23 protein-coding genes are annotated in these 19,603 nt (G+C 67.5%); 4 read left to right on the plus strand and 19 right to left on the minus strand.

The features are described 5' to 3' along the window. The 4 genes from D7Y15_RS23080 to D7Y15_RS23095 all read right to left on the minus strand — a co-directional run. On the minus strand, positions 1-337 hold a 337-nt coding region (locus D7Y15_RS23080; RefSeq protein WP_148712835.1), incomplete at its 3' end, for a hypothetical protein. 10 nt (positions 338-347) lie between these two features. Further along, on the minus strand, positions 348-2,828 hold the full coding sequence (locus D7Y15_RS23085; RefSeq protein ID WP_121753932.1) for a host specificity protein J: 2,481 nt from the start codon (positions 2,826-2,828) through the stop codon (positions 348-350). A 1-nt stretch (position 2,829) separates the two neighbouring features. Beyond that, entirely contained in the window at positions 2,830-3,888 is a 1,059-nt protein-coding gene (locus D7Y15_RS45320) for a hypothetical protein (protein ID WP_199745972.1), read from the minus strand. After that, a complete protein-coding gene (locus tag D7Y15_RS23095) occupies positions 3,882-4,613 on the minus strand; it encodes a C40 family peptidase (protein ID WP_121753933.1) in 732 nt (243 codons plus the stop codon). Before D7Y15_RS23095 ends, D7Y15_RS45320 begins: the two co-directional genes overlap by 7 nt. Before the next feature lie 6 nt (positions 4,614-4,619). On the opposite strand from D7Y15_RS23095, the gene D7Y15_RS44215 reads away from it, so the two are divergent. Then, complete coding sequence (locus D7Y15_RS44215; RefSeq protein ID WP_148712836.1) at positions 4,620-5,600, plus strand: hypothetical protein; 981 nt, start codon at positions 4,620-4,622, stop codon at positions 5,598-5,600. On the opposite strand, the gene D7Y15_RS23100 is transcribed toward D7Y15_RS44215, so the two are convergent. The 3 genes from D7Y15_RS23100 to D7Y15_RS44220 form a co-directional block, all read right to left on the minus strand. Continuing rightward, positions 5,590-6,285 (minus strand): phage minor tail protein L, encoded by a 696-nt coding sequence (locus D7Y15_RS23100; RefSeq protein ID WP_199745973.1) that lies wholly within the window; start codon positions 6,283-6,285, stop codon positions 5,590-5,592. The genes D7Y15_RS44215 and D7Y15_RS23100 overlap by 11 nt on opposite strands. Then, positions 6,282-6,869, minus strand: coding sequence for a phage tail protein (locus tag D7Y15_RS23105; protein WP_121753934.1), 588 nt, complete (start codon positions 6,867-6,869; stop codon positions 6,282-6,284). The genes D7Y15_RS23100 and D7Y15_RS23105 overlap by 4 nt, the downstream gene beginning before the upstream one ends. Positions 6,870-6,971: 102 nt before the next feature. After that, positions 6,972-7,961 carry a hypothetical protein gene (locus tag D7Y15_RS44220; RefSeq protein WP_148712837.1) on the minus strand — a complete coding sequence of 330 codons (990 nt, stop codon included), beginning with the start codon at positions 7,959-7,961 and terminating at the stop codon, positions 6,972-6,974. A 222-nt stretch (positions 7,962-8,183) separates the two neighbouring features. Between D7Y15_RS44220 and D7Y15_RS46790 the strand changes: the two genes are divergently transcribed. Both D7Y15_RS46790 and D7Y15_RS23110 read left to right on the plus strand, forming a co-directional pair. Further along, entirely contained in the window at positions 8,184-8,330 is a 147-nt protein-coding gene (locus D7Y15_RS46790) for a hypothetical protein (RefSeq protein ID WP_368667402.1), read from the plus strand. Continuing rightward, on the plus strand, positions 8,306-8,704 hold the full coding sequence (locus tag D7Y15_RS23110; RefSeq protein WP_368667403.1) for a hypothetical protein: 399 nt from the start codon (positions 8,306-8,308) through the stop codon (positions 8,702-8,704). Before D7Y15_RS46790 ends, D7Y15_RS23110 begins: the two co-directional genes overlap by 25 nt. A 64-nt stretch (positions 8,705-8,768) precedes the next feature. On the opposite strand, the gene D7Y15_RS44755 is transcribed toward D7Y15_RS23110, so the two are convergent. Then, a complete protein-coding gene (locus D7Y15_RS44755; protein ID WP_158629093.1) occupies positions 8,769-8,906 on the minus strand; it encodes a hypothetical protein in 138 nt (45 codons plus the stop codon). A 108-nt stretch (positions 8,907-9,014) separates the two neighbouring features. After that, positions 9,015-12,758, minus strand: coding sequence for a phage tail tape measure protein (locus tag D7Y15_RS23115; protein ID WP_121753935.1), 3,744 nt, complete (start codon positions 12,756-12,758; stop codon positions 9,015-9,017). A 107-nt stretch (positions 12,759-12,865) separates the two neighbouring features. Between D7Y15_RS23115 and D7Y15_RS44225 the strand changes: the two genes are divergently transcribed. Continuing rightward, positions 12,866-13,432, plus strand: a complete 567-nt coding sequence (locus tag D7Y15_RS44225) for a hypothetical protein (RefSeq protein ID WP_148712838.1) — start codon at positions 12,866-12,868, stop codon at positions 13,430-13,432. A gap of 22 nt (positions 13,433-13,454) precedes the next feature. On the opposite strand, the gene D7Y15_RS23120 is transcribed toward D7Y15_RS44225, so the two are convergent. The 10 genes from D7Y15_RS23120 to D7Y15_RS23165 all read right to left on the minus strand — a co-directional run bounded on the left by D7Y15_RS23120 (position 13,455) and on the right by D7Y15_RS23165 (position 19,583). Next, complete coding sequence (locus D7Y15_RS23120; RefSeq protein WP_121753936.1) at positions 13,455-13,712, minus strand: hypothetical protein; 258 nt, start codon at positions 13,710-13,712, stop codon at positions 13,455-13,457. Positions 13,713-13,759: 47 nt separating this feature from the next. Further along, positions 13,760-14,215: a hypothetical protein gene (locus tag D7Y15_RS23125; RefSeq protein ID WP_121753937.1), complete on the minus strand. Its 456-nt coding sequence runs from the start codon at positions 14,213-14,215 to the stop codon at positions 13,760-13,762. Positions 14,216-14,262: 47 nt separating this feature from the next. Further along, entirely contained in the window at positions 14,263-15,411 is a 1,149-nt protein-coding gene (locus D7Y15_RS23130) for a phage tail tube protein (RefSeq protein WP_121753938.1), read from the minus strand. Positions 15,412-15,441: 30 nt separating this feature from the next. Then, positions 15,442-15,861, minus strand: coding sequence for a phage tail terminator-like protein (locus tag D7Y15_RS23135; protein WP_121753939.1), 420 nt, complete (start codon positions 15,859-15,861; stop codon positions 15,442-15,444). Further along, the gene (locus D7Y15_RS23140; protein WP_121753940.1) at positions 15,858-16,277 is read right to left on the minus strand and encodes an HK97 gp10 family phage protein; all 420 of its coding nucleotides are present in this window, start codon (positions 16,275-16,277) and stop codon (positions 15,858-15,860) included. Before D7Y15_RS23140 ends, D7Y15_RS23135 begins: the two co-directional genes overlap by 4 nt. After that, positions 16,274-16,660 carry a hypothetical protein gene (locus D7Y15_RS23145; RefSeq protein WP_148712839.1) on the minus strand — a complete coding sequence of 129 codons (387 nt, stop codon included), beginning with the start codon at positions 16,658-16,660 and terminating at the stop codon, positions 16,274-16,276. The genes D7Y15_RS23140 and D7Y15_RS23145 overlap by 4 nt, the downstream gene beginning before the upstream one ends. Then, the gene (locus D7Y15_RS23150) at positions 16,657-17,148 is read right to left on the minus strand and encodes a DnaT-like ssDNA-binding protein (RefSeq protein WP_121753942.1); all 492 of its coding nucleotides are present in this window, start codon (positions 17,146-17,148) and stop codon (positions 16,657-16,659) included. The genes D7Y15_RS23145 and D7Y15_RS23150 overlap by 4 nt, the downstream gene beginning before the upstream one ends. A gap of 30 nt (positions 17,149-17,178) precedes the next feature. Next, positions 17,179-17,625, minus strand: coding sequence for a hypothetical protein (locus D7Y15_RS23155; RefSeq protein WP_148712840.1), 447 nt, complete (start codon positions 17,623-17,625; stop codon positions 17,179-17,181). Positions 17,626-17,744: 119 nt separating this feature from the next. Next, a complete protein-coding gene (locus tag D7Y15_RS23160; RefSeq protein ID WP_121753944.1) occupies positions 17,745-18,662 on the minus strand; it encodes a major capsid protein in 918 nt (305 codons plus the stop codon). A 168-nt stretch (positions 18,663-18,830) separates the two neighbouring features. Continuing rightward, positions 18,831-19,583, minus strand: a complete 753-nt coding sequence (locus tag D7Y15_RS23165; protein ID WP_121753945.1) for a hypothetical protein — start codon at positions 19,581-19,583, stop codon at positions 18,831-18,833. Positions 19,584-19,603 lie beyond the last annotated feature (20 nt).

The following is a 19,603-nucleotide window of genomic DNA, read 5'->3' on the forward strand; positions in this document are numbered from 1 at the left end:
CACCGCCGAGGACGCGCCAACTGCTCTGGCTGCCGTTGGTGTAGAGGGCCTGGACAGCGCACTGCACCTCCGTCTGCAGCGTCAGCTTCAGCGGCGCCACCCACCGCCGCTCCGAGGGTCCGAACTTTCGCGGCTCCAGCAGGTAGCTGTCCGTGTTGTTAGGGTCGCCGCCCTCGTACACGACAACCTGGAAGCCCGCGAGGAGGTGCGCGGGGAGCTGCTCCTCGTGCGTCCAGCGAATGTCCAGGTAGCGCGACTTGATGAGCTGCGGAGAGCGGACGCCGTCCACCTCGCGGTCGTAGATGCCGGCCGCCTCCTCCTGCTCGCGCGAGCGCATGCCCTCCCGTTTAGGGAGGCGGCGTGGACGAAATCCCCAGCGTGAGGGTGGCTGGCACCGTGGGCACGGACACCACCAGGACGCTCGCCGCACTGGCGCTGTAGTTGCCCGAGGTGTCGATGGCCTTCACATGCACCGGCAGGTTGATGCCCGGCGCCGGCAAGGCCCACTCGTACGTGGTGGCCCGCACCTTGCCGATGAGGGTGCCGGCCTCCCAGCTGGCGCCGTAGCGCAGCTCGTAGGTGTCCCTATCCAAGTCCGGCACCTCCGCCCAGCGCAGCGTCGCGGTGCTGCCGTTGAGGGCACAGGTGAGGCCCGTCACGTCGGAGGGTGGCGCGGCCTTGCCCACGACGGTGTAGCTGGCCGAGGCGTAGGTGGTGACGAGGCCGTTGAGGACGGCGGCCACCTGCACGGTGTACGCGCCCGGCAGGCAGTCCAGCAGCTCCCAGTAGTGCGTCTGCACCGGCGTCTCCGACGTCCAGTTGCCGCCCTCACGCTGCCAGCGCACCCGGTACTCGGTGGCGGTGGCCACCTGCGTCCACCGGGCCGTCACCATGACTTTCACGCCGCCATTCGTCGTCTTGTACAGCGACTCGCCCACCGCCAGGCCTGCGGGTGGCGCCGACGAAGGCAGCACGGACGTGGGCAGCGGCTGCAGCTTCACCCCGTACTCCACCTCCGCGTACTTCCCCGGCTCGTGGCGCAGGGCGGTGATTTCGTAGAGGTGCGGCTCCACCTCGGCCACGTTGAGGATGCGCCAGAGGGTGGGCGTCAAGTCGGACGCGGCCAGCACCCAGACGGCCTGGGGCTGTGGCGCGGCCGAGAAGGGCGGCGCCACGGTGAGGGCGCGGTAGGGCGCCGGCGCGAGCGCGGCCAGCGGGCGCTCCTCCACGGTGCCGTCCGGCAGCACCACGGAGAGGGCGTACGTCTTCCCCGCTTCCAGGGTGACGTCCGCGTCGAGTTCCACCTGGCTGGGGGTGGCGGCCACCACGCGACCGCCCCACCGACGTCCGGCCCGGTACGGGTCCTGAAGCTTCACGATGGCGCCGGGGTTGCGCATGGCGCCCTCGAAGCCGGTGCGGAACGTCACCGTCTCCGTCTCCAGCCTCTCGGTGAGGAGCAACCACCGGCCCACGCGCTGCGCCTGGCCCCGGGAGGTGCAGCCGAGCGCCACCACCTCGGTGGGGTTGTAGCTGTAGGTGGCGAGGCCCTCCTCGTCGGTGACGTACTCCTGCGCCGCCTTGAAGTGGTTGTCCGGGTCATTCCACGTCACCAGCGCGACGGTGTGCCGCGCGCGCTTCCCGCTGGAGGCGTACGTGAAGAGGCCGTCCACCACGTTGGCCGGCGTGAAGAGGTACTCGGCGTCGCGCGGCGCGTCCTGGGCGACGAAGACAGCGCCGGAGGCCCAGTACGTCATGCCTCTGAAAACGGACGCGAGGTTGTTGATGACCTTGTACGCGTCCTCCTGCGTCTGGAGGTAGAGGTTGCAGCGGAAGCGCGGCTCCATGCCGCCCTTCCCGTCCGGCACCAGCTCGTCGCAGTACTTCGCCACCGTGTAGAGGCCCCATTTGTCCACCGCGGCCTCGTTGAGGTAGCGGCCCAGGCCGTAGCGCTTCGTCGTGAGGAGGTCGTAGAAACACCAGGCAGGGTTGTCCGTCCAGGCAACCTTCCACGTGCCGTCCCAGGTGCCCGCGTACGTCCGGGCCACGGGGCTGTAGTTGCTGGGCACGCGCACCCGCAGCCCGCGGATGCGGTAGCTGCGCGTGGGGATGCTGGAGAACTGGCTGGCCGCCACCTGCAGCGCGCACAGCGCGGTGTTGGGAAAGCTGAGCTTCTCGTCCAGCAGCGTCGCGTAGGACTTCCAGAGGACCTTGTTCTGCGTCGTCACGCTGTCCGCATCCTCGCTGACGCGCGTGACGCGGATGTCCCAGGGTGGCGAGCCCGTCAGCTCCACGCGGAAGGTGCGCTCGTAGGGGCTGGTGCACTTCCCCCGGAAGAGCTCTGCGTCCTGGAAGGACTGCACCACGTACCCGCCCCCATTGCTCTGCACCGCGATGGAGACGAGGACGCGGGTGGGCTTCAAGTCGCCCGTCGTGGGGTCCTGGTAGGTGAGCTGGGGTACCTGGAGGGTGACGCGCACGGCGTCCACCTCCGGGTCAGAGACTGTGCGCACCACCGGCGCGGCGTGCTTCACCTCCACGCCCACGGAGTACTCAGCCTCGCCGGAGGGGACGCCGGGGATGTACTCCTGCGACTGCGTGCCCTTCACGTCGTACACGGTGACGCCCGTGAAGTTGAAGGTGCCATCGGGATTCTGGATGGCGACGCCGTCCAGGTAGACGGACTTCAGCCCGTCCACGAGGCCCTGAATCTCCCCCTCGCACAGCAAGTCCAACACGCGCGCCTTGGAGCTGGACTTCAACGTGTTGGGAGACTCGACGGGGGTGCGCTGAGCGCCGCCCTCTCCTTTTCCTCCGCTGCTTCCGCCCATGTCAGTCCACCACCGTCGGGTCCGCCTTCTTCACGTTGTGGCTGAGGAGGCCGTCGGAGACGTAGGTGTGCGCGCCCGCCACGGTGAGGCGCACCACCGGCCCGCGCTCGCCGCGCGTCACCTGGCGCACCACGCCCGGCCGCGCGCCCACCAGCCGCGCGCCGGCCGCGAGGTGGCGCAGCTCCACCCAGGCGTCTTCCGTCCGCACGCGGTGGTTGCCGGTGGCCTCCAGGCGCCTGCCGTCCTCCAGCTCCAGCAGCCACCGCACGCCCTCGGCGGACTCCGCGGCGGTAACGGGGAAGTCGCCCCACTCCAGCGTCTCCTCGTCCTGGGTGCGCACCAGCATGCCCACCTGGACTTCGCCTGCGGGCACCTCGCGCCCGTCCGCCAGGAGAATCGGCACCCACGGCGCGGGGCACGTGCCGCCGCCCGCTGGGGTTCCGCCTGGCCCCGTCTGCCCGCTGCCACCGCTGCCCCCGAAGCCGCCGTCGGACCACTCGGTGACGATTCCGGCGGAGACGACGCAGCTGCCCACCTCCATCTCCCCGTAGCAGATGGGCACCGGGTGGCCCTGGGCGAGCGTGTTGACGGGGCCGTTGAAGACGTAGCTGGGCTTGTTGGCGTCGGCCTCGTCCGGCCCGGTGGCGGTGGGCGGGGCAAAGAGGAGCTGCGAGACGCCGCCCACCACCAGGGAGATGCCCGCGGTGATGAGGGGCACGCCCGCGCCATACCCGTAGACGGTGAGGACGGCGCCGGCGGCGATGAGCACCGCACCCGCCACCACCTGGAACCAGCCAGACTTCGCACCGGCCAGCGCGGGCATGACGGTGAGCACGCGCGCACCGGTGGGCATGCCCAGGTCGCCCTCCCGCACGTCTCGCTTGCCCGCGAAGACGTGGTAGCCGGGCTCGCTGTTCTCCGCGAGGTAGCGCCGGAAGCCGTCACAGACGGCCGAGAGGGCCCGCACGGCCTCCGCAGGCGAGGGCACGGAGAGGTCCAGCTTCCAGACGCGGCCGAAGCGCCTCCCCAGGGGCCCGCCCAGGACGATGGTCGTCAGCATCGGGAGGCGTGCCTCACGACGCGCTGGGTAATGCGCGCCCAGAAGCCGGAGTACGTCTCCCGGCCGGAGAGGCGCCCCATGACGTGGTGCAGGAGGACGTCCCCGCCCAGGTACACGCCCGCGTGGTTGGGCACCGGGGCGCGCAGCTGCATGAGGAGGACGTCGTGCTCGCGCAGGGGCTGCCCCGTCACGTCCACGAAGCCCGCGCGGCCGAAGCCCTCCAGGTAGAGGTTGCCGCCCTTCGCCCACCAGTCGTCCGGCCTCTCGAAGTCGGGCAGCGCTAGGCCCAGGCGCTCCCGGTAGTAGTCCTGGATGAGGGAGTAGCAGTCCAGGACGCCGTGACTGAAGGTGCGGCCCACCAGCGGCGGCCGGTAGCCGTCCGGGTAACAGAGGCGCCAGTGCCCCACGGGCACGTTGAGGATGAGCCAGGGCAGGCCCCAGCGCTCCATCATCACCCGATCCGCCTCGCTCGGCTCCGGCGCGGCGTTGGGGTGGGAGTGCACCACCGCCACCACCTCGCCCTCCCCTTCCGCCTGGGCGTAGTCCTCCGGGGAGAGGACGAAGTGCGCCTGGCCGGCGGCGAGGTTCCGGCAGGGGCGGTACCGCTGGGAGCCGTCCACCAGCACCACGAGGCCGCAGGACTCGCGGGGGTAGTCTGCCTGGGCGTGGGCGAGCGCGGCGCCCAGGACGTCATCGGCCAGCGTCAGCCGGCAAGGGTCGACCATGCCGACATGGTCGCGGTGGGCGTGGACAACATCCACGCGCTACCCGTTACGGAACTTGACGGGCCCAACTCACCCCGTAAGGCTCCCAAACCAACTCGCGCACATAGACCCGGCGATCACGTGGACACACTTTACGCACTCCTCATTGCACTAGGCGGAGGAACAACGTTTGTATCCATTTTCTCCAATGGAACGCAGCGCGCAATCGAACGCTTTCTCCAAGGCCATTTCGACAAGAATCTTGAACACTACAAGGCCGAACTGAACATTAAATCAGCAAGCTACATAGAAACCCTCAAATCAAACCTCCAGCGAGAGTCCAACACCGCCGTCGAGCACGCCAAGGCGCAGCTCGCAACACAAAACGAACAACTCCGGCACGAACTCAACAAGCAAATCATCCGAGCCCAGCTAGCCACGAACAGCATCCACACAGAACTTCTGGATGTCGCGAGGCTAACTCGCATAGCCCAGGGAAGATATCTCGGCCTATCCGGGATCATCTCCGAACAAACATACGAAGGCTACAGTCGTTCCGACATCCGCCGATTACTCAAAGACGCAAAGACACCGCAGCTTGAAGCAAGAGAGATCGTCCGACTATTTCCAGAAAACCTAAATGAAGGCGCCAAACGAATTCACGAAATCCTTAGACGCAAGCGCATTTCCGACGCCACCAAAGCCTGCGACGACGCAAGAAACAAGATCGTAATAAACAGAATGCTCCTCAGCCACGGCCTCTACAAACAGGCAATGGGCGTCGTAAACAAGATCCAGAACGCCATCACAGACATCGAATATCGCATCGCCGAACACATCGGCTCACACGAAATCACCAAGCGACTAGACATTCCAAACAAGATCGATGCGGAGATCGAAGCCCTTGAAGATGCAATGAGCCGGAGAATACTACCCTCCGAACTCGACCAAGCAGACCTGCCGTCCGCACCAATCCAAAACACTCAGAACAAATCTACTAGCGAATAAGCCCCACTGCCGGGAACCCTCCGTACGCAAGGACGCTCTTCTCCCCGAAGCGCAGCTTGCAACTCGCGAGTCGCTTCCCGCAGCGGTCCTCGGTGGCGCTGGACGTGGCCGTGTCGTCCAGCTTCGCTACCGGGGGCCCTGCGTAGCCGCATCCCTCACCGCGGTACTCCCAGGGGCACATCTGCGTGATGATGCGCAGGGGGATGCGCACGCCGTCCAGGTCGCACTTCGCGGCCAGGCTGAACTCGATGACGTGCTTGTTCTCCACCGTCTTCTGGTCCACCACGAACTCGTCGTCCGGGAAGGCGTCCAGCGGCGAGGCGGTGGGGTTGACGCCCCCGGGAAAGTTCACCGCGTCCAAGTAGCGGGCGAAGGTGCGCTTCCGGAGAACGCGCGCGCCCAGCAGATCGTTCAGGTCCCGCGCCATGGCGCCGATGGTGCCGGCGACGTTGGCGAGCGTCAGCGTGGGCCGGGGCAGCCGGCCCATGCCCGACTTGTCGAAGCCCTTCACCTGGATGGCCCAGGGCTCGTAGGCCATGCCCTGCCAGACGACGGGCCCGCGAAGGCCGTTGGTACCCGCGTGGAAGTGGCTGACGCCCCCGCCAGGCAGGTTGGTGGCGTCCAGGACGAAGAGCTCCACGAGGGCCCCCGCGTCCATCCTCTGGATGTCGCTGGCGATGCTCACCCTGCCTCCTCCTGAAACGTCGCGCTGAAGTCGTAGGCGTTGAAGCCCTTCGCGGTCCGGTGCCACTCCTCGCACACGACGTGCGCCACCAGCTCGCCCGCCCCGATGAAGGTGAGCGCAGCACCGGCGGCCGGCGCTGCGGCGAAGGTGACCAGCCCCGTGGCGGAGAGCACGTAAGCGGTACCCGCCACCTGGGCGACGCCCGCGACGTAGACTATGGGCGGCGCCGTCCAGCCCGTGGCGGGCACCAGCAGCTCCGGCACCTCCAGGGAAAGCCGTCGCTGGAGCAGCCACTGCGTCCGGGCCCCGTCCCCTACCCCGAACGGCTGCGCGGCGACGGCCCAGGCCGTGTCCGGGGTGACGAACTCGAAGGACTCGACGCCCGCGCGAGCGCGCAAGAAGGACTCCAGGCCGTCCGCGTCCACCTTCGTGAGGTTGGAGAACTGGAGGGCCCAGCGACGCAGGACGGGGTTGATGCCGTCCCCGGAGCGCTGGGTGTAGCCCTCGCCGAACTGTGCCTTGCGAACCCGGGGCACCGAGTCCGCCTGGGCGCCGTAGTCTGGGGTGAAGGGAAAACGCTCCACGGCCTACCGCCCCCTGCCGAGAATCAGCTTGCGCATGCTGGCCATCTTCGGATGGGGCGTGGACGGCGGCCCCCGGAGAGGCACCGGCCCGTCTCAACCCGCCTACGACAGGACAATACCGAGCATTGTACCAATTACTGTTCCGTAAACGCTCCACACCTGTAGAACATCAGCGCCGAGAGAGAGGGTCTCGCGGAGTCCCAAAAGCATCGGCTTGATGATGCTCTTTGAAAGGCGACGTTCCTCCGGCAGAGCACACTGCTCGGCGACAAAAGCAAGCTGCTCCTTCGCTTCCGCCTTGTTGGCTTCAGGCATATCGCGACTCTTACCGATCGCTTCTGCGAGCGCCTTGAGTGCATTGCCCAGTTCCTCGCTATGCTGCTGGGATGTCGAAATAAATGTCTTCAGCCGCTGTTCGACCTGCGCTCCCCCAGTTGCAGTCGTAACAGTCGCACCTGGCGAACTGTCTGCCGTAGCCATACTGGCGTTATCACCCTGAATAAGCGAACCATAATTGTTAATTGTCATTGTTTCGGCAGCCTTTCTTTCTTCCCGCGTGAACGTCATTCCCTCACCAAGAACACCACGTGACTCCAAATCAAGCGACCAGTGCAAAATCTCATTTCGCACGGCATCCAAAATTCCTGCCAAGCTACTGCGATTCACCACCCTAATTGGCGGCATCATTTCATATCGTTCATCGCTCCTAAGGAGAGCATCCATCTCCTTTGGAGAGAGCTCAATGGTAAGCCGATCGCTTTCAGTACCCGATAGGAGATGAACAATCTGACCGACTGGCTGTCGGTTGGGCACTGACGAGAAGTGGCGACTTGCCGCACCATCCTTAAGGAAGTGTATCGGTATCAAGCCATTATAAGGATTTCTTGCCATGAGCTGCGTCGAGATGTTCCGATACTTCGGAACACTGACTCCTGGCTGGTATCCATTGGCTTCGCAGTCAACCCACCTCTTAAAATCATCAAGCTTTAACTTTACCGCAACGACTTTTGAGCGTCGCAACAACTCGGACAAGTCCGTTGCGTTCGATTGAGCCAACGACTGAAGTTCCAAAACAAGGCTTGTCTGCGCCATTGCTCCCCACCAATTGAAAAAGGCCGCAGCTCCCCTGCTGCGAACATTTCAGTGTTAACTGGCGAAGTTGAGCATACTCAATCATGCCTTGCTGCCTACATCAACATATGTAGGAAAGACATGGTCGCCAGCGACCCGTGGGTTTGAGTCTCACTGCTCCGCACAGGTCTGTGTGTGCATCCCCTTTGGCGCCATCTCGCCACGCGGATAGGGGCCCTCTCCATGGAGGACTACGAGCCGCAGGCGCTAGCCAAGTTGGAACTGGAGCGCGGCGAGAAGCTGAAGGTGGCGCGGCTGTACGCGCGGCGGGCCACGCGGGTGCCGGATGCACGGGCGGGCGTGAGATGCTCTTCCGCGTGCTGCTGCTGACCGTGGGCACCAGCCGCGAGGAGGCCTTCCTCGCCGAAGCGCTGGAGCGCGACGCGACGTTCGCGCTCGCGCGCGTCCGCCGGAGCAAACCTCGGCTTCTCACGGATGCTCGCGCCGCGCTGGAGGGCTTCGAGGCGGTGCTGTCGCTGCCGCCCGCGGACGTGGATGCCCCGCGCGAGGCAGAGCGCGTGGCCCTCACGCGCAAGGCCGCCACCGCCGCCGTGCTCGCGAATCGCACGGACGCGGCCCGGCGCCTGCTCGCGGAGTCCTGCGCGCGCACGCCGGAGGATCTGGACACGCGGCTGGATCTGGCCGCGCCGCACCGTAAGGCCGGCGCCCACGAGGCCCTGGCAGATCTACTGGTGGATCTGTGACCGCGCCTCGGAGACGCACACTGCCCGCCCTGAGAATCCTGCCGGGCGGGCGGCGGCGCTACCTCTAGAAGAACGGCGCGAGCAGGCCGAGCACCGCAGGCAAGAGCAACAACAGGTGGATAACCGCGTAGAGGAGAGAGAGCCACGCGGTGGTGCGGAGGATGGACGACGTCTTGACGCGCTTCGTGATGTGGTTGTGCATGCCAACCACGTAACGAATTGATCTAAAAATTTGACGGACTGTCCGTTCTCCCCATACCCCTGGTCGGTGTCTCGACCAGGGACGGAGGTACGCCCCTCCCCTCTTCTCCTACCTCCCCCGAACGAACGTGTACGTCATCCCGCCCGGGGCCATCTCCTCGCGCATCACCTTGCGCACAGCATCCGCGAGGCGTCGGCCCAGGCGCTCCGCCTCCGCGCGTCCACCCTCCCCTGACGCGCTCACCTGGGAGGAGCCGTCCGAACTGATGGTGATGGAGATGGACTGGTGGACGTCCCCTCCCCCAAGCGCCTCGTTGGGGACGATGCGGCCGGAGCTGGAGGGGATGAAGAGCTCCGGCCCGAGTTCGCCCACCAGGTGCGCCTGGGCCGCACGGACGGGCCCACCAGCCGCGTGCGCGCCGCCCAGCATGAAGCCGTAGGTGCTGCTCATGTCCGCGCCGCCGACCAACGTGGGCGCCCCCCCGCTGGACGAGCCCACGCCGCTGAGGGCGTCCATGCCCAGGTTGACGAGGGCCATGAAGGCCTTCTGCGCCGCGAGCCGCGCCAGGTCCTTCAGGATGCCGTCCACCAGGGCGGAGAACTCCAGCCGGCCCGTGGTGACGAAGTTCGCGAAGGCGTCGGCCATGTGCTGGGTGGCCGTGCCGACGATCTCCTTCGTGTAGGAGAAGCCGCCGTGGAGCTGGTCCTGGAGTCGCTCCACCTCCTGCCGGTACTGCTCCGCGGTGATGCGCCCGTCGGCGAAGAGCTGCTTCACCATCTCCAGGCGCTTCTGCAGCTCCGCCGTGGGGTTGATCTGCTTGGCGAGCTGGTCCATCTCCGTCTTCAGCGCTGCCTCGGCCTTGCCCTCCGGCGTCCACATCGCCCGGGCCTTCTTCATCGCGGCTTCGAACTCTGCGGCCTTGAGGCGCCCGGCCTCGAGTTCCTCGCGGAGGACCTTCTGGGCCTGGCTGTACTTTTCGGTGTCCTGGTTGCCCAGCTCGCGGTTGAGGCTCTGGAGCACGCGCGTCCGCTCCTCCTCTGCCTTCTTCACCCGCTCCGTCTCCTCCTTCTGCTTTCGGAGGGCTTCCAGCTGGGCGATGGCCGCGTCCGCTCGCGCGATCATCTTCGGGTCCTTCAGCGAGCGGTACTCGTCGGAGAGCTCCTTCGCCTCGTCCTTCGTCTTGCCGAGGGTGCGCGCCTCCTCCTCCAGGTTCATCAGCCACTGCTCCTGGCGCTTGAGCAGCTTCTCGCGGGCCTTCTCTTCCTGCTCGGCCTCCTTGAGCGAGGCCTTCGTGTTGGCGGTGCTCTCCTTCGCAGCGGCCGCGCTCACTTTCGCGTCTTCCGCTCGTGCTGTCCGCACCCGCTGGAGGCTCTTCTCGATGTCAGCCGCGCGCTGCTGCTGGATGGCAAGATCCTTTTCCAAGGGAAGGAGGCGCTCCTCGATGTCTTTGGTGTAGGTCGGGTCCGCGCGAATCTTTGAAAACGGCACATCGCGCCCTGCATTCACTCCCTTTCCTTCCTCCATGACGTGCCTGATCACAATCTGTCGCTTCACACCCTTGATGGGGTCATTGATCTCCTTTTCGAGTCGGTCAATTTCAGCCAGGGCCGCCACCAAGTCCTCTTGGGAGAGGCTCTCGTAGACCCTGACGATATCCTCAGCCGAGTTGCCGACGTTTTTCAGGGCGTCCTGATACCTGCCCCCCAATGACGCCATCTCCGTGCGAGCGATGGTGGCAGCCTTCTGCGCCTGCTCGTAGTCCTTGAGTGCCTTCGTCTCGCGGATGAGGTTCTCCGCGATTTGACTGCCACGTGTGGCGTTGGCTCCGCTCTCCTGGGCGAACTGCCGCGTCTTCTCCTTCGCGTCCTCGGCGGCTTTGCCGTACTCGTGCCAGAGGGCAACAGCCGTGGTGAGGGCGCCGGTGATGATGCCGATGGGGCCACCCATGAACTCCAGCGCCGTCTTCCCCGCGCGCGCCGCCAGGGACGCGCCCTCGATGGCTGACGCCTCCCTCACCTTCGCCAGCGCCAGTTCCGTGGAAGCCAGCGTGGCACGCTTCGTCGCCGACATGAGGCTGCCTTCCACGGCCGCCGAAGCCTGGAGCGCCGCGAGCTTCTTCTCCAGCATCGCCTGCGCCGAGCGGAGCGCGGCGATGCGGCTCTCGTCAGCGGCCCGGGCGTACTTCGCCTCGGCGAGCGCGGCGCTCGCGGCGGACTCGCGCGCCTGGGTGAGCGCGGTGGACTTCGCCACCAGCCCCTTCACCCACTCCTGGGCCCATGCGGCCCCGCGCATGGCCGCCACCACCACCAGCGACTCTCCGAAGAGCTTCACCGCGTAGGTGGCCGTCTCGAAGTTCTCCGTCAGCGCCCGGACACCCGGCTCCGTCGCGGAGAGGATGTCGCCGCCCACCTCGCCCTGGAGCTCCGAGAAGCGCGCGCGGAGCTGGTCCAGGGCGAATTGGGGCGTGCTCGCCATCTTGTTGAAGGCGGCTTCCGTACGTCCGGCGGAGTCCTGCATGTGCTTCAGGGAGGCCGCGAAGTCCGCGGAGGCGGTGCCGGTGAGAGTCATCACCGGCAGCAGCGCCTCCACGCCTCCGAAGAGCATGGCCATCTCCTCGGTGCTGCCACGCGTCTTCTCGTTCACGTCCTGGAGGAACCCGGCGAGCCCCTTGGCCTTCAGTGCGGTGACAGAGAACTCCAGGCCCAGCGCGTCCGCGAGCTTCGCTGCTTCGTGGGACGGCTTCGCGGTGGCGGCGATGATGGCGCGCAGGCCCTCCATGGCCGTGGACGTCTGGATGTTGTTCTTCGTGAGGGCGCCCGTGGCCGCGAGCAACTCCGCGAGACTGACGCCCGTCTGGGAAGCCACCGGCGCCACGCGGCCGATGAAGCGCGCCAACTCCTCGATGCTCGTCTTCCCATCCGCGGCGCTCACGAACATCATGTCCGCTGCCTGGGTGACGTTGCGCAGCTGGCTCCCGTAGCTAGCCATGACGCCTGTCAGGCCGTCCGCCGCCGTCCTCACGTCCGTCACGCCGCCGATGGCCAGCTTGTTGGACACGGTGAGAAGCTCCGTGGCCTTCGCTGCGTCGCTCGCGCCCGCGCTGAGGATTTCGTAGAGGGCTCCGGCCTGGTCCGTGGGCGTCCTGCCGAACTGGTTCCCCAACTCCTTCACCTTCGCGGTAAGGGAGTCCATCATCCCAAGCTGATCCTCCTCCAGCACGGTGGACACCTGGGCCATGGCCGTCGAGAAGCGCAACGCCTCCTCGGTGGCCCCCTTGATGGCAGCCCCTGCCGCGGCGACACCGACGAACTGGCCCACCAGCCGCTTCATCCCGTCCGCAAACTTGCTCACTGGGGGCTCGGCCTTCGCGGCCTCCTCCTTCGCCTTGCGGAGGGCGTCCGCCACCCCCTCCTTCTGCTTCCCCATCTCGTCGAAGCGCTTGTTGAGGGACTCCACGTGCGTCAGGAAGCGCGACAGAGCGGAGGTGTCCGCAAGCGTCGCCTGGAGCTTCCCGGCCGCGCCCCCCAGGGACATGAGCTGAGCCTCCAGCGCCCCCGTCGCGGTCGCCGTCGCGGTGAAGGCCGTCTGAATCTTCGCGGCGGACTGCTCCAGCACCGAGAGGTGCGAGGAGGCTGCCCGGATGTCGGCCAGCGCCTTCGACGTGTTGCCCAGGCCCCGCGTCGCGCGGGCGAAGGCCTTGGTGAGGGCCTCGGTGGCGTTCTCCAGCCCAGTTGTCTTCCGCTCCGTCTTCTCGGCGGCCTCCTCCAGCCCCCCCAGGGACGTGACGGCCTCCTTCGCTTCGGAGGTGTCGATGCGGAGGCTCAGCTCAGCAAGGTCAAAACCGCCAGACATGATGGTCCTCGGTTGCTGCAAGGGAGGTTGGGAAAGGAAGGGTCACGTAGACCCCTGGTGGATGTAGCCAGTGGCGATGATCGGCGGCTTGTGGTCGGCTTCTGACCATGCGCGCACACCTCGTCCTCTTGAGTCTGCTGATCCTCTCTGCCTGCGACCGGCGAGAGAAGGAGATGGAGCAGGCGCGAATCACATACATCCAGAAGATGAACGAGAAGGAAGGCAACGGCGAAGAATACTGGGAGGCGACTGGCGAACGGCATTCCACTTGGTTGTTGGTTCGCAACTACGGAGCGACGCCGGCGGAGCAGATCCGCGAGGACATGCGGAAGCGATTACAGGGGTTGGATGCAGGAAAAGAGGAGCTTGAGCGCGAGGGCTTCACCCAAATCGGACTTCGGGACCGGGACACAGGCCTCACCATGACCAAGCCCGTTGCAGAACTACGGGGCATGGCCGCTGCCTTCGTGGATGAGGCCGATGACAAACCCACACCTCCTGTCCCACCTTGGGCCCCCAAGGCGCCCGCGTTGTACAAGGATGCGAAGCAGGCCTACTGTCCCACGAAAGGGACACACTCCTGCTGTTCATACATCAGCAAAGAATGCATTTTCGTCCTATGCCGAAGCGACGATTATCGTGAGTGGAAGGAACTCGTAGACAAGTGCAATTGATTGCGCACGACATTGAGCACCGTCACTGCTTCTTCGAGATTTCGACCAGGAAGACTTCGTCCAGCCGGCGGAGCAGCTGCACCTCGAAGGGCGTGGGCCGGTTGCCGGAGAGGCGCCCCCAGGCCTCCATGTCCGGGAAGGAGATGGGGTTGATGGTGAAGGCGCCGGCGCCGCGGGCGTTGGACAACTCCGCGAACCACCCCCACACGTGGGCGAGGGATTCAGGCAACGGGGGCGCCTCCAGCAACTCCGGCGGAGGCTTCCCGGTGGCGCGCTCCACCTGCTCCAGGTGGGCACGGACGGAGACGCCCTCCGCGTCGGTGCGGCTCAGGCGGAATTCGTGGCGGGCGAAGTCGAGGAGTCGCTCGGCTTCTCCTCGAAAAAACTCGCGCGGTCCCCCACTGCCTCGTCCACCTGGCGGCGCAGCCACGGGTGGGCGGTGAAGAGGCGCCGGGCGTTGTCGGGCGTGAGGGGCACCTGCGCCACGCCCTCCAGGACGCCCGTCCAGGAGACGGTGCAGGCCACCAGCAGTTCCAGCGCGTCGGCCTCCATGTCCCGGGGCGTCTCCTGCCGGGCACGGCGGCCGGCGCGCGGCGCCGTGGCGGTGGCCTTGTCGATGAGGGCCCGCGTGGCGTCGCGGTAGCGCGGCGAGTCCGCACTGGCCACCTCCACCTGCATACCAGTGGGCTTGCCGGTGACGGGGTGGAGGATGTCCACGGTGAGGGTGTCGTGGCGGATGAGGCTGGAGAGGTCAAAGCCGGAGGGGGCGGAGGCAGTGCTCATGCGGGACTCCTGGTGGTGAGGGGTGGAAGGGGCGCGGACGCGGGCTGCTACGCGTTGCTGCGCTGGTAGAGGATGGAGGCGCCGGACACCGGGTCGAGCAGCGCCGTGAAGGGCATGGACACCTGGACGGGGCCCTCCTTCGGATTGTCGAGCTCGCTGCCCGTGTACTTGAGGCGGGGAATCCGGAGGGTGTGGAAGTCCGTCCCGTTGACGTCCTGCAGCACCACCTCCAGCGAGGACTCGGCCTCGTCCAAAAACTTCGCCAGCAGCTCCTGTCCCATGAAGTACGCGCTGAGGGTGCCGGACACGCCGAAGCCTCCCTCGTGAATCTCCGTGGCGGAGCGCTGGCCGATGACGCCCTTCGTGGAGCGTCCGTTGGTGATGTCCAGGTCCAGGGACGTGACGTTGGCCACCAGCTGCCCGCCCTCGCGCAGGCTGCCGGTGAAGGCGTCGAAGGGGCTGTTGGTGCCCGGGGGCATGACGGTGGCCGCGTGCGACGCCGTGGCCATCTGCATGTCCTTGCCCAGCAGGGTGAAGGTGCCGGTGATGATCTCCTCCGGCTTGATGGAGAGCTTCAGGCTGTCCACCGCGCAGCCGCGGTAGAGGGCGTACTGGTTGATGTCCGTGAAGGCGCGCTCGAAGCTGAACGTCTTCAGCACTGTGCCGGACTTCAGCCGGCGGCCCACCATCGCCACGGTGCGGCCGGCGGCGGCCACGTCGTCCTCCAACTCCAGGTCCACGGTGAGGGCCAGGGCGGTGACGGCCTCGACGCGGGCGCGGCCGTTGTTGCCGCCTTCCGCGAAGCCGGACACCAGCACCTTGTCCCCGGGCAGGAAGCCATCCGTGAGGAAGCTGCCGGCGGTGCGCACCAGGGTGCCCGTGGCCGCGTCCGCCGCGAGGGAGGCGCTGCCGGTGGTGGCCGTGGCCCAGGTGCCGCTGAGGGCGGCCTCCAGCAAGTCATCGAAGGTTCCCAGGGAGAGCTCGAAGCCGATGTCCCCGCCGACGCTCACCATGCCGTGACGCAAGTCGGAAAGGTGCCGGTCCGCCCGAATCTCGTTGGACTGGTAGTTGGCCTTCGAGAGGTTGAGGCCGGTGCTGGTGAAGCGCAGGGCCTTGTAGGCGGTGCTGGCCGCGACGCCGAAGCTGGCCTCGGAGGTGAAGCGAAGCGCGGTGCGCTGGCCGGAAGCGGAAGGCATGGGTTTCTCCTGTCGCGCGAGGCGACGGTGCTACGCGTGGACGAGCCAGAAGACGGAAACGGGACGCATCCACCAGGGCTCCTCACGGAGGCCTGGCCCGGCGGAAGCGGACTGGATGCGGACGACGGTGGCGCCCGCCTGCAGCGAGGTGCCGCGCGCGAAGCCGTCGCACACGGCCTGGGCTGCGGTGTTGGCGGGCCCGGCGCCCTCGCCGAGGGGGAAGAAGAGGGACACCTGGAAGACGCCAGGGTGGCGCGTCTGCGCGTCCTGGCCCAGCCCGGCGGCGGCCGTGCGCGCGGGCAGGTGGTCCACCCGCGCCCAGGGCGTGCCCTCCTTCGGGGCGTAGACGACGTTGGGGTAGGCGATGTTGTCCGCCCCCACCACGGGGGCCAGCACCACCGCGGCGTGCGCCTCCAGCGCCCGGGGGATGTCCAGGAGGACGGTGCTCACTTCGCCGCCTCCTCGAGGATTTCATTCACCTGAGCGAGGGTGGTGCGCACCATCCCCTTCGGGGCCTGCCGACTCCAGCCGAACTCCAGCCGACGAGCGTACGGCAGGTTATTGGTGATGAAGACGGTGTCGCCCAGCTCCACCCCCTCCAGCTTCGCGCCCTCGCGGGAGACGGCGGCGCTGCCGTCCTTGTCCTCCGCGTCCACGGTGCCGGCGGGCCTGTCGCCCAGCCCCACCTGCCAGTTGCCCCGGAAGCGGCCGGTGTCCACCGGGGAGGCGGTGACGACGTTGGCCAGGATGCCCAGCGCCGTCTTGCGCACCACCTCATTGGCGCGCGCCTCGGTGGCCTTCACGAAGGCCTGCACCTGCTTGGAGAAGCGGGCCCCCTTGCGGATGCGCCTGTCCACCTTCGTCATGCGGACACCCGGAGGTTGAAGAGGATGGGGGTGCCGCCCAGCTGCGTCGGCGGGTCGGTCCGCAGCACGCGCCAGGTGCGCCCCTCCAGGGGGCCCACGGTGTCGCCCGGCGCCGGCACCACCGGCAGCCCGCCGGCCGCGACGAGCACCTTCCGCCGGTCCGCGCGGGTGGTGCCGCCGTCGGCGAGGCTGTCCCCTTCCCTGTCCTGGCCGCTGTCCGCCTGCACCAGCACCTGGACGGGGTACGTCGCCGTGGAGGCCACCACCTTCGACGTGGCCACGTCGTAGGTGCCCGGCCCGGGCCGCGTGAGGGTGGCCTGCTGGCCGAAGCGCTTCACCAGCTCCAGCGCCTTCTTCGCCAACCTGTCGGCCTGGGCGCTCATCCGCGCACCGTGGTGTGGACACGGATGCCGCTGGCGCTGCCCTGGACGAGGGGCCCCAGCAGCGCCAACACCTGGGAGGGGATGGGCCGGTGCGTCTCCTTCGACGTCTTCAGGGGGCCCACCTGCACGCCCTCGTCCACCACGGGCCCGAGGCCGGCCGTCCAGTCCTCGCCCAGCAGCCGGAAGGCGAACTCCGCCACCGCGGACTTCACCCGCCGGGGGACAGCGTCAGCCGCCAGCGGACACCCGTCCAGCACGACGCCCCGGCGCGGCCAGGCCAGGGCCTGCTCCGCGTCAGCGCGCGCGCCCAGCCACTCGCAGCGGGCGTCCAGGACAGACGTCGCCCACTTCAGGTGCCGCTCCTTCGCCTCGGTGTCGGCGGCGGCCCAGGCGTCATTGTGGCCGCGCGCCGCGTGGTAGGCATCCGCCTCCGCGACGTTGCAGTAGGAGTCGGCGAGCGGGCCGCCGGGGGTGGTGTCGAGGGCCATGGGGGTGTCCTCCGCGGGTGAGGGCGCGGACTACTTCGCCGCCTTGCCGGGCTTGGGCGGCTTCTCCTGGGACTCGGTGGCGGGCGCGGCGGACGCCTCGGGGGCCGGCGTGCTGCCGGACTTCGCCCCCTCCGCGCGCGCCAGCCGGGCTGCGAGTTCCTCACGCTCGCGGCGCGACGCTTCCAGCTCCGCCTTGAGGTCCTCCACCGCCTCCCGGGCGCGAGCCACCTCCTTCGTGCTGGACGCCTCGCCCGCGGAGTCGCCCTTCCACTGGCGCTCCTCCCACTTCGCCTGGGCGGCCTCGAAGTCCCGCGACTCGCGCGGGTACGCCGAGTGGTACGTCGCCAGGATGTCCAGCGCCGACTGCGCGTCCGCGGGCACCCGCGCCACGCCGCCCACGAATTCGAAGCCCGCGAGGACACACGACGTCCCCGCCCTCGGGCCCACCAGCTCCACTTCCACGACACGAGCAGCCACGGAGTACTCCTAGGGAATGCGGCCAGCGCACGCCGGCCGAGAGGTTGAGAGGTGCTGCGCCGGGCACGCTGGGCCAGGAGGACGCATGCGGCGCCTCGTCCGGCCCGTGCCCACCGCTGCTAGTTGGTGACGCCCTTCGCCACGGCGAGCGCGAGGTCGCTGTAGCAGGCGAGGCCGCAGTAGAACTTCACGCGAGTGATGGACTCGTCCTTCGTCTCGGACTCGCCAATCTTCACCACCTGGATGCCCATGGCCTTCTTGGCGTGCAGGCCGGCGATGCCCACCCGGCGGCTGCCGTCATCCAGGCAGCCGGCGAGGATGCTGGTGGACGTCGTGCTGCTGCCCTGCGTCTGGTTGGTGGGAAGCCAGTCGTTGCGGAAGATGGGGACATTCTCGTACTTCAGCACTTCCTCACCGCTCGGCAGCGTCAGCGTCTCGATGATGCCGGCGCCGGGCTGGGCGCGCAGCAGCGCCTTCAGCGAGCGGATGGTGCGCGCGTGCATCATCATGAAGTCCACCTGGCCGTCCTTCGCCTTCACCGCGTCCAGCAGTTCGTCCAGCAGGTCGAAGGAGACAGGCGCGCCGTTGGCGCCCGCCGTCAGCGTCTGGCCGGCGCTGGCGAGGCCCAGGAGGCCGATGAACTCGTCGTTGGCGCCCGTCCCGTTGATGAGGAGGCTGGAGTACTTCCGGCCCACCGCCTTCGCCTTGCCGGCCACCTGCACGGCGAGCTGGTCCGTCGTGTCCGAGTGCGTGGCCTCGATGAAGTTGTCCACCTCGGCGTCGCCGACGATGCGCTTCAGCGGGCTCGTCACCTGGGTGAAGGTGGTGGCCGCCTTCGCGGTGATGGCGTTGCCGACGCCGAGCATCTGCACGTCACCGAGGACGTTCTCCCGGCTGTAGACGGCCGCGGGGCCCTCGACGGGCTCGAAGGGGAGCACTTCGAAGAAGCGGTCCACCGTGACGATGTTCTCGATGATGCCGGAGACGAGGTCGTTCTGCGACAGCTTGGCGGCCTCGGAAAGGATGACGGAAGGCATGGAAAGGCTTTCTTCCTCGCGTGAGAGGGAAAAGAAGACGGGTGGGCGGACGCGCTACGGCGAGGGCCGGGGAAAGCCCTATGGACGCGTCTGGTTTGGGAGGAGAGTGACTGCGTCCGGGCATCCCGCCCGGTGTGTTTCAGGCCGCATCCCGCGAACCTGAAACGGTTACTTCAACTCGGCCAACCCCTTCGCGATGCGCTGCGTAGAGGTGAGCTTCTCACCACCGGGCGTCCCGCCCGCTTTGCCCCCCGGCGGCGTCCCGCTGCCGGAGGAACCCGAGCTTTCGAAGGCCCGGGCGAAGTCCGGATTCTTCTTGAGCTCCGCGACGAACTCCCGCGTCGTCACGTAGCCGCCCGACTTGTTGACGCGAGGCTCACCCTTCGCGTCGACAATTCGAGCCAAGAAGTCACCGTCTTCCTCAATCACTTTCACATAACGCTCGACGTAAGGCAACAGCAGCGACGTGCTCCCCTTCGCGTCGGCGATGGCGGCCAGCGCCTCCGCGTTGGCCACGCGCTGGTGGTACGTGGTGCGCATGCGCTCGATGGTGGAGTCCTTCTCGGTGAGCGTCTTGGAGTGCCCGGCCTCCAGCTCCGCGCGCTGCTTCTCCCACGCGGCCGCGCCCTCCTTCCCCTTCTGCGCCTCGGCCAACTGCGCGCGCAACTCGCCCACCTGCTTCTCCGCGTCCTCGGGCGTCTTCCCCAGCTTCTGGTAGCCGGCCACCTGGGTCTTCAGCTCCTTCACCGCGTCGCGCTCCTTCTTCAGCGCGGTGCTGAGGCTGGTGGTGTCCATGCGCTTCACCACGTCCGCGTCGAGGAGGTGCTTCGCGCCCTCCCCTTCCCCCTTCGCGTACAGCCCGCGGAACTTCTCCGGGACGATGTCCAGTGCGTCCAACTCCTGCTGCCACTCGAATTCCACGTGTCTGCCTTTCTCGGCCC

It is taken from the genome of Corallococcus sp. AB030 (assembly GCF_003668965.1).
In the GTDB taxonomy this organism is placed as follows: domain Bacteria; phylum Myxococcota; class Myxococcia; order Myxococcales; family Myxococcaceae; genus Corallococcus; species Corallococcus exiguus.

Excerpts from the sequence above, each read along its gene's own strand:
- D7Y15_RS23085 (WP_121753932.1), bottom strand. The coding sequence starts at position 2,828 with ATGGGCGGAAGCAGCGGAGGAAAAGGAGAGGGCGGCGCTCAGCGCACC.
- D7Y15_RS45320 (WP_199745972.1), bottom strand. The coding sequence starts at position 3,888 with ATGCTGACGACCATCGTCCTGGGCGGGCCCCTGGGGAGGCGCTTCGGC.
- D7Y15_RS23095 (WP_121753933.1), bottom strand. The coding sequence starts at position 4,613 with ATGGTCGACCCTTGCCGGCTGACGCTGGCCGATGACGTCCTGGGCGCC.
- D7Y15_RS44215 (WP_148712836.1), top strand. The coding sequence starts at position 4,620 with ATGGTCGCGGTGGGCGTGGACAACATCCACGCGCTACCCGTTACGGAA.
- D7Y15_RS44220 (WP_148712837.1), bottom strand. The coding sequence starts at position 7,961 with ATGGCGCAGACAAGCCTTGTTTTGGAACTTCAGTCGTTGGCTCAATCG.
- D7Y15_RS46790 (WP_368667402.1), top strand. The coding sequence starts at position 8,184 with ATGGAGGACTACGAGCCGCAGGCGCTAGCCAAGTTGGAACTGGAGCGC.
- D7Y15_RS23110 (WP_368667403.1), top strand. The coding sequence starts at position 8,306 with ATGCTCTTCCGCGTGCTGCTGCTGACCGTGGGCACCAGCCGCGAGGAG.
- D7Y15_RS44755 (WP_158629093.1), bottom strand. The coding sequence starts at position 8,906 with ATGCACAACCACATCACGAAGCGCGTCAAGACGTCGTCCATCCTCCGC.
- D7Y15_RS23115 (WP_121753935.1), bottom strand. The coding sequence starts at position 12,758 with ATGTCTGGCGGTTTTGACCTTGCTGAGCTGAGCCTCCGCATCGACACC.
- D7Y15_RS44225 (WP_148712838.1), top strand. The coding sequence starts at position 12,866 with ATGCGCGCACACCTCGTCCTCTTGAGTCTGCTGATCCTCTCTGCCTGC.
- D7Y15_RS23125 (WP_121753937.1), bottom strand. The coding sequence starts at position 14,215 with ATGAGCACTGCCTCCGCCCCCTCCGGCTTTGACCTCTCCAGCCTCATC.
- D7Y15_RS23130 (WP_121753938.1), bottom strand. The coding sequence starts at position 15,411 with ATGCCTTCCGCTTCCGGCCAGCGCACCGCGCTTCGCTTCACCTCCGAG.
- D7Y15_RS23140 (WP_121753940.1), bottom strand. The coding sequence starts at position 16,277 with ATGACGAAGGTGGACAGGCGCATCCGCAAGGGGGCCCGCTTCTCCAAG.
- D7Y15_RS23145 (WP_148712839.1), bottom strand. The coding sequence starts at position 16,660 with ATGAGCGCCCAGGCCGACAGGTTGGCGAAGAAGGCGCTGGAGCTGGTG.
- D7Y15_RS23150 (WP_121753942.1), bottom strand. The coding sequence starts at position 17,148 with ATGGCCCTCGACACCACCCCCGGCGGCCCGCTCGCCGACTCCTACTGC.
- D7Y15_RS23160 (WP_121753944.1), bottom strand. The coding sequence starts at position 18,662 with ATGCCTTCCGTCATCCTTTCCGAGGCCGCCAAGCTGTCGCAGAACGAC.